This window comes from Lysinibacillus sp. FSL K6-4013, assembly GCF_038630435.1.
Lineage (GTDB): Bacteria > Bacillota > Bacilli > Bacillales_A > Planococcaceae > Lysinibacillus > Lysinibacillus boronitolerans.
Window position 1 is genome coordinate 1818632 of sequence record NZ_CP152031.1, and the last position, 11768, is coordinate 1830399.

Genomic DNA, 11768 nt, shown 5'->3' on the forward strand with positions numbered 1-11768 from the left:
CTTTACTCATTAGGTTATGGAATCAATCTGTGCCTTAATCGTTCGATAGACTTCCTCGATTTTTCGTTTATAGGGTAAATCCACTAAATCCAATGAATCAGTATAGGCCATTTTTGCAATTTCATAGGCTGTTGTTAGCTCACCAAAATGTGCATAGCAAAGGGCTTTATAGGAAAAGCATTCATTTAAGCTTAAAATATCATATGGATGACTAATATAGATCGGGATGTGTTTATACTGTTCAAATGCAGCTTTCGCTTCCTCATAACGACCAAGTAAATATAAGGATTTTCCTTTTTCAGCATAATAAAAGTTTGGATCAAGCTTGTCTAAATAATCATCGTGTCGAAGCTGATTAAAACGTTCTATTTCGATCAGAGCCTGCTCAAAATTATTGCTGTAATTATTATAATAATGTGCCTTCAATACAAAAATAAAAGCATCAACCTCAACACGTTCAGCAAATGCCTGATATTGCTCCAGTTTCATAAACATATGATTGGTTTGTTCAAAATCATGATCAATCATCGCACAATAGGCTCCAATTCTGTACATATTATCAATCTGATAGAACAGTTGGTTTTTATGAGCATTGGCAATCGTCTCTTGAATTAATTTTTTCCCTTCCTCATGTTCACCAATTGCAAGTTGGAAAATACTTGTATAATAAGTCATTAATAAGGCATCACGAGAATCAAGCTGATAGTCCTCTTGTTCGATAATGTCTTTTGCCTGTAAGATACGATCGTAAGCCAATGTATATTGACGTTTTGCTGCTAAAATAGCCATCTCTAGGATAAAGGTTTTGAACCAATGGCTGAGTAAATTAATTTCCTTAAAAATAGTGCGGGCTTGCTGAAGCGGGACTTCCCATGTTGTTAATCCTGCTTCATACTGGGCATCTGCGTAAATATACAATAAACGGCCAGCTTCATAACTTTGAGGTAGGCCCTCCACAGACGGCTTTATTAAATCGACAATTTCTTGATGATGATCGGCATCTCCACGTTTTACTTCTGCAAATAAACTTTCCACCTGTTCTAATAGCTGGCGAATGGAGGATGGCGTTACTTCTTCCAGTAATTCACTAGCTTTTACACCTAAACGTTCAGCAATATAGTCAAGGCTTTCCATGGAAGGCTTGGCCTTATCATTTTCTATTTGGCTTAACATTCCTTTAGTTAGACGATCACCGGCGAGTGCCTCTAATGTTAATTTTTGTTCTTTCCTTAATTTGCGAATTCGTGTGCCTAAAGAGTCCACTGCCTCGCCTCCTTTTGTTTAATTATATTAAACTTTTGCTTGCGTGAAAAGAGGGAGCTATGGTATATTTTGTTTAACTTAATTAAACTTTTTAATTTAGTTAAATAAAGGAGGGGTTTAGATGAATGAGGTAGAAAAATTAAAAAAGGCGACTTACCACTTATGGACGTTCACGGCGAGTAAAATGATTGCCATGTTGGGTGCAAATGTCATGGCATTTGGTTTCAGCTTGTATATTTTAGCAATGACTGGGTCGGCAATGAGCTTTGCTACCAATATGATTTGTTCCGTATTACCACGCGCTCTTGTGGCACCATTAGCTGGCTATGTCGCAGATAATTTTTCAAAAAAGCGTACGATTTTACTAGCACAGGCAGGCACCATTTTGACAGTAGGGGGATTACTGCTTTATACAGAAACAGTAGGAATGTCCGTTTATGCTATTTACATAGCTACTGTTTTTAATACGATTTGCTCAGCCTTTTCTGGTGTAACGTTTTCATCGGCTATTGCCACACTTGTCAATCCAGAGCGATTACAGCGTGCGATGTCATTTAACCAAATGTCAATGTCTGTAGCTGCAATTGGAGGACCAGTCATTGGTGGTATGATGTATGGATTTTTTAATATGGATGTATTTTTAATGGTGAATATGGTGGCCTATGCGATTGCCTTTTGTTTAGAGGCAACAATGGATTTTAACCTTTATAGTACAAGAGGGGAAGATACGAAAAAAGAAAAGATGTGGGAAGGGCTGAAAAGTGGTTTTCATTATATCAAGCAACGTAACGTCATTAAGACCATTATGTGGGTTGCATTGTGGATCAACCTATTCTTTTCTGCCATCGCTGTTGGAGGAACGTACATCATTATTGAATTGCTAAAAGTAAAATCTACACACTTTGGCTTTATTGAAGCGTCTGGTGCATTAGGTATGCTCTTGGCATCCCTTTATTTCGCAACAAGACCTGAAGTAAAGGTCCCTTTACGCTTTTCCAAAATCAGCTTATTACTATTGGCGGGAAGTGTTGGCTTAGCAGTCATCCCATTAGTCACTGATTTTTCCTATATTGCTATCGTGATCTTCTATCTCATCATTTACTTTATTTTCGCAATTTTCGAAATAGGGATTAATATGCCCATCGGGGTGTATATGCAAAAAATCATTGCGGAAGAGTACCGTGGGCGTGTTTTTGGGCTAATGGAGACGATGGCGATGTCCATGATGCCGATTGGTATGGTAGTCTATGGCATGTTATATGATACATTACCAGCAACGATTATTTTACCAGTAACGAGTATCATTATTATTATCATTTCACTTGTGATGCTGCGCTCCTCTATTTTAAAAGAGGCACATCCAGAGTATTATGAAAAAGCAGCTCTACCAGAAGGGGTCGCGAACACAACAACGTAAAAGAACAGGCATGCAGCGAAATGCATGCCTGTTCTTTTACTGATCCTCAATGACAATATAGGTTGCTTGAATAGGACCATGAACTCCAACGATAAGAATCATTTCGATATCGGCTGAGTTGCTTGGTCCCGTAATAAAGTTAATACAGGAAGCAATTTTTTCACCCTGACGGATTTTTTCACTAATCCAGCGTGCTGCCTGTGTCATACGAGGTACAATTGTACTTTTAGGAATGAAAATGATCGACTTTTCAGGTAAAAAGCTAATGCTTCTCCCTTTATCTTTGCTACTAAAGAGCACGGCAGTTCCCGATTCTGCTAACGTCATTTCACTAATTGTCATTCCGATATTTGCCTTTTCAGCTTGTCGTATATTTTCCTCAGGATGCTGTGGATCCCATTCATAAAGCTGAATATTGGCTTGTGACCATTGTTCGTTCATAAGCGCGGCTAATCCATAATCTTGGAACCGTTTATCCTTCCATGTAATAACGGACTGACCTCCATAATTATCAACAACTTTCTGTAAATCCTGTGGAAGTGTGGCAGTACTAGAAATGACAATATTGGTATGAATGTTGGCGCACTGCTGGATTAATATGTCTACCAATTCATCCTTTGTCGCATCTTTGAGCACACGATCTTGAGGCTGATACTGCCAAGTTGGTCGTGGAAGTTCTGCCTTAGGCGAACGTCCGAGTTGCTTCGCGATATTTGCTAAAAAGGTTTCTCGATGCTGAATCATACCAGTCATTATTGCTCGCCTCCTTTTGTACGATGCTTCATCCAGTCTCTAAAGCTGTCTTTACTCGGGGCAGGAAAATCCCTTGCCTCGGTCCATGCTTTTAATGGGCCTGGCCCTTTAGAAATGGTCTTGTCTTTGGTAAATGGAGACATGGCAGGTGCAGCCATTTTTGTCGCCATTTTATAAAGGGTAGGGGAGGAAGCCCCTAGACCAAATGCCTTCATTAAAAGTTTTTCAGAGATAGGTGCCTTGCCCTCATTTTCAACAATGACCTGACGATGGCGATGAATGAGCTGATGTAATGGAATTTTAACAGGGCATGCATCTGTACAAGCACCGCACAATGTAGAAGCATAGGGCAGTTCTTTAAAATCATCATAGCCTCCTAAAAGTGGAGAGAGGACAACACCTACAGGTCCTGAGTAGATAGAGCCGTACGTATGCCCACCCACATGACGATAGACAGGGCAAGCATTGACACAGGCAGCACAGCGAATGCACTGTAAAATAGGCTGGAATTCACTACCTAAAATAGCCGAGCGTCCATTATCCACAATAACTAAATGAAATTCCTCTGGTCCATCCGTATCCTCGTGGTCCTTTACGCCTGTTAACGTTGTAATATAGCTCGTTAGTTTTTGACCTACAGCACTTCTTGTTAATAAACTAACAAGGACTTCCATTTCTTCAAAGGTAGGAACTATTCTTTCCATTCCCATAACTGTGATTTGTGTTTTTGGTAGTGCTGTTACTAAATCAGCATTGCCCTCATTCGTAACGAGTGTAATCGAGCCACTTTCAGCAATAGCAAAATTACAGCCTGTAATACCAATATCGGCTGTTAAATATTCCTGTCGTAATTTTTCACGTACATAAAGGGCAAGTTCCTCTGGCTTTTCTGTTTGACTGTAGCCTTGTTTTTCCTTAAAAACATCTCGAATTTGCTCCTTATTTTTATGCAAGGCTGGCGCCACGATATGCGAAGGGGGCTCGTGATCTGCCACCTGCAAAATATATTCACCTAGGTCCGTCTCAATCACTTCACAACCAAGCGCTTCTAAAGCTGTATTTAAGTTAATTTCTTCTGTCACCATTGATTTGGATTTCACAATTTTTGCCGCATTTTTCTTTTTAGCAATGCTTTGAATATAGTCGGTTGCTTCCTGTGCAGTTTGCGCAAAGAACACATGCCCACCTCGTTTAGCAACATTTTCACTTAATTGATAAAGGTAATAATCAAGATTTGCTAAAACATGCTTGCGAATTTCCTCTCCATGAGAACGCCATTCTTCCCAATGTCCTAATTCATCTGCTTGTTGAAGGCGACGTGTTTGAAAACGTTCTTGGGCACTCGAAACCGCACGACGCATAAATTGATTATCTAGCTCTTTCGTGACACGTTGTTGAAACCGATCATCACTTGTTTTCATGGCCATGTTTATTTCCCCCTCTTATCGGCAATTTAATACTTCTGCAATATGCATCACTTTAATCGGCTTATCCTGACGTTGAATGCGACCACCGATATTCAATAAGCAGCCGGCGTCTGCGCCTATTAAAATGTTAGCGCCTGTTTCTTCCACATTCAGCACTTTTTCATTGACCATTTCTCCAGAAATATTGCCCATTTTAACTGAAAAGGTACCGCCAAATCCGCAGCATCGATCCTTGCCAGGGAGGTCCACATAATGTAAGCCCTTGACGTTCTTTAATAATTGCAAGGGTGCCTCCGTCACACCAAGCAATCTTGTCATATGGCATGACGTATGGTAAGTAGCTGTGCCTTCTAGACGCGCTCCCACATCTTCTGTCTTTAACACGTTGACAATAAATTCTGTGAACTCATAGGTTTTAGCTGCTAATGTTTGCGCTTTTGGCTCCCATATTGGGTCTCCTTTAAACACTGCTGGATATTCCTTCAACATATAAGCGCAGGAACCAGAAGGAGAGACAACATATTCAGCATGTTCAAAGGCTGTAATCATTTTTTTCATCGCATTTTTCGATTCCTTGACATAGCCGCTATTGTAAGCAGGCTGTCCACAACATATTTGATCCTCTGGAAAATCAATGTCACAGCCAAGTCTTTCTAATACTTCGACAACTGCTTTTCCCACATTCCCTTGAAACATATCCACTAAGCAAGTGGCGAACAGTGTGACTTTCATATTCATCGCTCCTTTTTTAAAACAACTGGTCATCAGATGACTTATCGATATTTTAATCATACAACAAATTTGAAAGACTGAAAACGTTTTTTAATGAATTTTCAGAAAAGAAAAACTACCTAGCGTGTACTAGGTAGTTTTTAGTGTGAATTGGATTCGGTTGTTTCGAAATATTGTAATAGCACTTTTTCAACATTGCTTAAATGAGATGCCATCGCATGCTTGGCTAGCTCTTCATTTTGCTGTTTAATCGCGAGGAAAATCTGCATATGTTCATCATATAATTGTTCGCTCGTTGTTTTTTTTGAGTATAACCAAATTCGCCGTGTCTCTTTCATCGTTTCGATCATTAAACCAGAAATTTGATCTAAAATTGTAGTGAGTAGGGGATTTTGAGAGGCATTGGAAATAGCTGCATGAAATTGATAATCTACTTTTTCACCAAGCTCGCCATCACCATGTGCCTGCTTCATATCCTCTAAAATTTGTAGCATTGCCTGAATATCCTGATCTGTACGTTGGAGGGCTGCACGTCCTGCTGCTCCCACCTCAATAATTTTGCGCACTTCTAGTAAATGAGCAATATCCTGTCTATTCGTTAACATAGCTGTGGATAATGGAAAGTCAAGCTGATGGGCTGGTACACTTTTGACAAACGTTCCAGAGCCTTGTTTAATTTCAATCAATCCCATAGCTTTTAATGCAGATAATGCCTCCCGTACAGCGGAACGACTCACTTGCAATTGCTCGGCAAGCTGCTCCACTGAGTCAAGCCGATCGCCTGGCTTTAGGACACCAGCTCGTATTTTTTCATGTAATATTTCGGATACTTCTTCATAGATCTTTTTTGGTCTAATCTTTCTTAATTCCAAGGGCTACACCTCTTTTTTCGCTCATTTGCTATCATCATTATACATGAAAATAAGTCATTTACTCATGGTTTAACATGAACACTTTGTGTAGGGTAGAGGATTGTCGAAATTTGAGGAAAAAATCAGGGATCATATAAACCTATAATACGGTCATCAGATGACTTGATTTTCAGATAGATTGGATGATGAATGAAAAAATAAATGGTTTCTTACTATAATACGGTCGTGATAGTGAATTTGAAATACAGCAGCTTCTTTCAACATTAACGACAAGTAATCGACACTGTCAAGAAAAAGGTAGAAAAGCAGCTAAACTCTCTTTGAAAAGGGGGAAGATTAGCGGATTTTGTTGACAGAAAATCAACAGGAGCGCATAATGCAGAAGTAGCTTGATGGGACTTCTTAAAAATCTCATTATTTTGCCATGAAACGTTCACAAATTAGAAGGGCGCTTTTTATTTTGATTTTTGGTACGATGGATGCAGTAAATGTAAGGAGCGAATAAAAAATATGGGATCTGATATTAACGTATTTTTAGCTTTTGGTGCAGGGTTCTTAAGTTTCATTTCACCGTGTACTCTCCCACTGTATCCAGCATTTTTATCGTACATAACGGGTATGACATTAGATGAGCTAAAATCAGAAAAAGGTATGCTACAAAAACGTGCCATTTTCCACACACTATTCTTTTTACTAGGCTTTTCCATTATCTTTATCATTATTGGACTAAGTGCTTCATATGCAGCAGAATTCTTCCTGAATTATCAAACATTATTACGACAGGTTGGGGCTATTTTAATCGTCGTATTCGGTTTAATGATAGTAGGATTATTGCAAATAGACTTCTTAATGAAGGATCGAAAGTTCCAATTTAAAAATAGACCATCTGGCTATTTTGGGTCTGTCTTAATTGGTATTGCCTTTGCGGCAGGCTGGACACCATGTACAGGACCCATCCTTGCATCAATTATCATGTTAGCAAGTACAAACCCAGGTGCGGGCTTTAGCTATATGTTTGCGTATTATTTAGGGTTCGCCATTCCATTCTTCGTGCTATCTTTCTTCATTTCACGAATGACGTGGATTCGTACACACAGCCAGAAAATTGTAAAAATTGGCGGGTACATCATGATTGCCGTTGGGATTTTATTATTCTTTGATGGCTTAACGTATATTACACGCGTTTTACAGCTTATTTTCGGTGGATTTACAGGCTTTTAATTTGTTAAACTAAAGAGGCATACCGAACTTTAACGTGGAGGGAGATGAACATGTGCCTACAGTTTTAGTAGTAGACGATACGCTATTTATGCGTGTTGCAATCAGTAATATGTTTACAGAATGGGGCTATGAGGTAGTCGGTAAGGCAGTAAATGGTAAGGAAGCTGTGGCGATGTATCGTGAGTTACAACCAGATTTAGTCACAATGGATGTAACGATGCCCGTTATGACAGGTATTGCAGCCGTAAAAAAAATCATCCCAGAATTTCCAGATGCGAAAATCATTATGGTAACTGCACTAGGTCAGCAAAAATTAATCGTAGAAGCGATTGAGAGTGGGGCAAAGGATTTTATCACAAAGCCGTTCGAGCCGGAAAGATTAAAGGCTGTAGCTGATCAATTACTGGGGCAAAATTGTTAATTAGACATTAGAGGAGGATTTTTTATGTTAAGCAGTATCCCTTCTCACTATTATGTTATAGGGTCGACCATTATGGCCATTCTTATGGGAAGCTTTGTGATGGTCATACGAATGAGAGCTTCCAAAATGCCGACAAATGAGAAGAAAATTATTATTCCACCAATAGCGATGTCCTCAGGTGCATTGATGTTTTTATTCGAGCAATTCCGTGTACCACCGATGCAAATCTTAGAGGCGGCAGCGGTAGGAATGGTGTTCTCGACAATATTAATTGCTACTTCTAAATTTGAAGTAAAAGGTCGAGATATTTATTTAAAGCGTTCAAAAGCATTTGTTTTTATATTAATCGGATTGTTAATATTCCGAGTGGTGGCGAAAATGATTTTAAGTAGCTCCATCGATGTCGGTGAATTAGCAGGTATGTTCTGGATTTTAGCCTTTGCCATGTTAGTACCCTGGCGTATCGCAATGCTCATCCAGTTTAAACGCGTCAAAAAAACAATTCCAAAACTACACTAGTGCTGAAGCTAGTGTAGTTTTTTTATGCTTGTAAGCGCGGATAGGAGTCCAAATGTAGAGGATAAAATTAGTAAAGAGCAGGAAAGCATCTTAAAAGTGACGGATAGAACCTCAAAAGTAGCGGATAGAATAGCAAAGCGCGGATAGGAGTCCAAATGAAGAGGATAAAATTAGCAAAGAGCAGGATAGCATCTAAAAAGTGACGGATAAAACCTCAAAAGTAGCGGATAGAGCAGCATAGCGTGGATAGGAGTCCAAATGTAGGGGATAAAATTAGCAAAGAGCAGGAAAGCACCTTAAAAGTAGCGGATAAAACCTCAAAAGTAGCGGATAAAACAGCAAAGCGTGGATAGGAGTCCAAATGAAGAGGATAAAGCTAGCCAAGTGTAGGATAGCATCTAAAAAGTGACGGATAAAGCCTTAAAAGTAGCGGATAGAACAGCAAAACGTGGATAGGAGTCCAAATGAAGAGGATAAAATTAGCAAAGAGCAGGATAGCATCTAAAAAGTAGCGGATAGAACCTCAAAAGTAGCGGATAAAACAGCAAAGCGTGGATAGGAGTCCAAATGAAGAGGATAAAATTAGCAAAGTGCAGGATAGCATCTTAAAAGTGACGGATAAAACCTCAAAAGTAGCGGATAGAACAGCAAAGCGTGGATAGGAGTCCAAATGTAGAGGATAAAACTAGCCAAGTGCAGGAAAGCATCTTAAAAGTGACGGATAGAACCTCAAAAGTAGCGGATAGAACAGCAAAGCATGGATAGGAGTCCAAATGAAGAGGATAAAATTAGCAAAGAGAAGGAAAGCATCTAAAAAGTGACGGATAAAACCTCAAAAGTAGCGGATAGAGCAGCAAAGCGTGGATAGGAGTCCAAATGAAGAGGATAAAGCTAGCCAAGTGTAGGATAGCATCTAAAAAGTAGCGGATAGAGCAGCAAAGTATGGATAGAAGTCCAAATGTAGAGGATAAAGCTAGTCAAGTGTAGGATAGCATCTAAAAAGTAGCGGATAAAACCTCAAAAGTAGCGGATAAAACCTCAAAAGTAGCGGATAGAACAGCAAAGCATGGATAGGAGTCCAAATGTAGCGGATAAGATTAGCCAAGTGCAGGAAAGCCTCATAAAAACACAGGTTAGGATAATATCCCCATAGCTAAGTAAAAACGCTGCACAAAGATTTGTGCAGCGTTTACTTATTCGAATAGATGTTCATAGGGGGAGATGTCAATTTGCATTTGCTCTAATTTTTTGCGTAAAAATTTGTGATCGCGTTTTGGTGTTGCTTGGATATAGCCTCGAATAATGAGGTCATTGTTAATGGCAGCTGCTTTTTCTTCTAATGCGAGCTCGCCAATTTTTCCTGCAATCTTTTCCTTCGCCACTTGTCTAAACAGCTCAGGGACAGGGCTTACGAGTTCATAGAGTAATTCTTTTTCAGCTTGTCCCCACAAGTGAACGGTTTTATCTAAATAATATTCTTGCCAATCTAAATCTGATTTTCCATCCTGCTTTGGGAGTGCTTTTAAAAATTTGCGGAACATGAAGAATCCGCCAATAGCCATCAATGAAATGAGGACAACAACCCAAAATAAAATAAACCATAAAAACCAACCTTGTAACAAATCGTTCACCTCTTTGCCTTCTCTCACTCTATTATAAAAGCTTCCGAAAAAAAATTCATCCTTAATGTCCCTTTTTTAGCAATTCGCCTTTATATAGTGTGCAGAAGGGAGGTGATGCTATATGGCTAATGTTAACTTTGTAAATGCTACACTTCGTCTCAAGTATATGGATGGCTATGATGAGAACAATGAGCCTACGTTCACAACGAAATCGTATCGAAATATTAACAACACACATAGCGCGGACGATTTGTTAGCTGTTGCTCATGCCATTGCTAGTCTTTCATCACAGTCACTGGCTGGCATTGCGAAACAGGAAACACACGATTTATCTTAAGGAGGGATCACAGAATGACACAAGTTCTAGAATTACAATTTGCAACAACTGATGGCAAAACGACAACCCTTTCGATTGATGCACCCAAGCCGAATATTACAGTGACTGAAATTCAGCAGGCAATGGCAACGATTATGGCTAAAAATGTTTTTACTGGGCAAGGTGGTGCTCTATCAGCCATCAAGGGAGCTCGTATTGTAGATCGTCAAGTAACGGAATTTGAAGTAGCAACAGAATAACTCAGTAATGGTCTTTGCAGCGAGAAGTGCAAAGACCATTTTTACTATAGGAGAGGAGGAGGCAAATGGAACAGTGGTTGAACATGATATCCGATATCGGTTTTCCGATTTTAGTGTCATTTTATTTATTGCACCGCGTCGAAGTAAAGCTTGATGCGATTCATGCTGCGCTTGTTTCATTAAAATGAAATGGATTTCACAAAGATGTACGAAAGCTGTCACTTAGAAGTTCTTGTCAACGCTTACAACCTACGTTAGGATGGGGAGAGTGTAGGTTAGGGAGAGTGTTGACATGAAACATAAGTTAATAGGGCTAGTGCTGCTGTTAGCCTGTGCATCTGTGCTAGGCGGATGTGGAAATTCAAAATTTAAAGCAGATTATAGTCTAGAAATACCCGATTTTGAACATGTTAATCAACGTGGTGAAACGGTTTCGCTTGAAAGCTTAAAAGGTAAGCCTTGGATTGGCATGTATATTTTCACAAACTGTGTGTCGATCTGCCCGCCCATGTCATTAAACATGGCACAAGTCCAAGAAAAGCTCCAGAAAAAAGGGGTGGAGGACTATAACATCGTTGCCTTTTCAGTTGACCCAGATGTAGATCAGCCAGATGTGCTAGCGAATTATCTTAGTAAATACAATGTTCCAGATGAATCTAAATGGAACCTTCTTACAGGGTATTCACAGAAATATATCGAACAATTTGCGGTGAAAAATACAAAGATTTTAGTGAAAAACGACCCTAACAGTGACCAAGTCATTCATGGCAATCAATTTTTCTTAGTCGATAAAGATGGTGTCCTCGTCAAAATGTATAATGGTTATGCTGAAAACATTGAAGATGTACCGATTGATACGATAGCTTCTGATATCGAAACATATATTGATGAAAATTTATAAAGTAACAGTAAACCGTCTCAAATGGTTGAGGCGGTTTTTTTATG

The 11768-nt window shown here is 39.3% G+C and carries 14 protein-coding genes; 8 read left to right on the forward strand and 6 right to left on the reverse strand.

The annotated features are described in order from the left end of the window. Positions 1-9 precede the first annotated feature (9 nt). Complete coding sequence (locus tag MHB39_RS08720; RefSeq protein ID WP_016995213.1) at positions 10-1263, reverse strand: helix-turn-helix transcriptional regulator; 1254 nt, start codon at positions 1261-1263, stop codon at positions 10-12. Positions 1264-1384: 121 nt separating this feature from the next. On the opposite strand from MHB39_RS08720, the gene MHB39_RS08725 reads away from it, so the two are divergent. Next, on the forward strand, positions 1385-2680 hold the full coding sequence (locus MHB39_RS08725) for an MFS transporter (RefSeq protein WP_333005754.1): 1296 nt from the start codon (positions 1385-1387) through the stop codon (positions 2678-2680). 36 nt (positions 2681-2716) lie between these two features. Here the strand turns inward: MHB39_RS08725 and MHB39_RS08730 are convergent, their stop codons facing one another. The 4 genes from MHB39_RS08730 to MHB39_RS08745 form a co-directional block, all read right to left on the reverse strand. Continuing rightward, positions 2717-3433, reverse strand: coding sequence for a lactate utilization protein C (locus tag MHB39_RS08730; RefSeq protein ID WP_342546311.1), 717 nt, complete (start codon positions 3431-3433; stop codon positions 2717-2719). Then, on the reverse strand, positions 3433-4860 hold the full coding sequence (locus MHB39_RS08735) for a LutB/LldF family L-lactate oxidation iron-sulfur protein (protein WP_342546312.1): 1428 nt from the start codon (positions 4858-4860) through the stop codon (positions 3433-3435). The genes MHB39_RS08730 and MHB39_RS08735 overlap by 1 nt, the downstream gene beginning before the upstream one ends. A 15-nt stretch (positions 4861-4875) precedes the next feature. Further along, a complete protein-coding gene (locus tag MHB39_RS08740; RefSeq protein ID WP_342546313.1) occupies positions 4876-5592 on the reverse strand; it encodes a (Fe-S)-binding protein in 717 nt (238 codons plus the stop codon). A 140-nt stretch (positions 5593-5732) separates the two neighbouring features. Beyond that, complete coding sequence (locus MHB39_RS08745) at positions 5733-6464, reverse strand: FadR/GntR family transcriptional regulator (RefSeq protein WP_342546314.1); 732 nt, start codon at positions 6462-6464, stop codon at positions 5733-5735. A 510-nt stretch (positions 6465-6974) separates the two neighbouring features. Between MHB39_RS08745 and MHB39_RS08750 the strand changes: the two genes are divergently transcribed. Genes MHB39_RS08750 through MHB39_RS08760 form a run of 3 tightly spaced genes read left to right on the forward strand, consistent with a single transcriptional unit; the run spans position 6975 to position 8625 of the window. Beyond that, complete coding sequence (locus MHB39_RS08750; RefSeq protein WP_342546315.1) at positions 6975-7685, forward strand: cytochrome c biogenesis protein CcdA; 711 nt, start codon at positions 6975-6977, stop codon at positions 7683-7685. 34 nt (positions 7686-7719) lie between these two features. After that, positions 7720-8106, forward strand: coding sequence for a response regulator (locus MHB39_RS08755; protein WP_004229473.1), 387 nt, complete (start codon positions 7720-7722; stop codon positions 8104-8106). Between the two features lie 24 nt (positions 8107-8130). Further along, a complete protein-coding gene (locus MHB39_RS08760) occupies positions 8131-8625 on the forward strand; it encodes a cytochrome c biogenesis protein CcdC (RefSeq protein ID WP_016995207.1) in 495 nt (164 codons plus the stop codon). A gap of 1193 nt (positions 8626-9818) precedes the next feature. Here the strand turns inward: MHB39_RS08760 and MHB39_RS08765 are convergent. Then, on the reverse strand, positions 9819-10247 hold the full coding sequence (locus MHB39_RS08765) for a DUF2621 domain-containing protein (protein WP_004229468.1): 429 nt from the start codon (positions 10245-10247) through the stop codon (positions 9819-9821). Between the two features lie 121 nt (positions 10248-10368). Here MHB39_RS08765 and MHB39_RS08770 point away from each other — a divergent pair, with 121 nt between their 5' ends. From MHB39_RS08770 to MHB39_RS08785, 4 genes are all read left to right on the forward strand, one after another. Then, on the forward strand, positions 10369-10584 hold the full coding sequence (locus MHB39_RS08770; RefSeq protein ID WP_036081555.1) for a DUF1659 domain-containing protein: 216 nt from the start codon (positions 10369-10371) through the stop codon (positions 10582-10584). A gap of 14 nt (positions 10585-10598) precedes the next feature. Continuing rightward, positions 10599-10823, forward strand: a complete 225-nt coding sequence (locus MHB39_RS08775; RefSeq protein ID WP_036081551.1) for a DUF2922 domain-containing protein — start codon at positions 10599-10601, stop codon at positions 10821-10823. Between the two features lie 65 nt (positions 10824-10888). Next, the gene (locus MHB39_RS08780; RefSeq protein ID WP_004229459.1) at positions 10889-11011 is read left to right on the forward strand and encodes a YvrJ family protein; all 123 of its coding nucleotides are present in this window, start codon (positions 10889-10891) and stop codon (positions 11009-11011) included. A gap of 104 nt (positions 11012-11115) precedes the next feature. Continuing rightward, positions 11116-11724, forward strand: a complete 609-nt coding sequence (locus MHB39_RS08785) for an SCO family protein (RefSeq protein ID WP_016992026.1) — start codon at positions 11116-11118, stop codon at positions 11722-11724. The last annotated feature ends 44 nt before the right edge of the window (positions 11725-11768 follow it).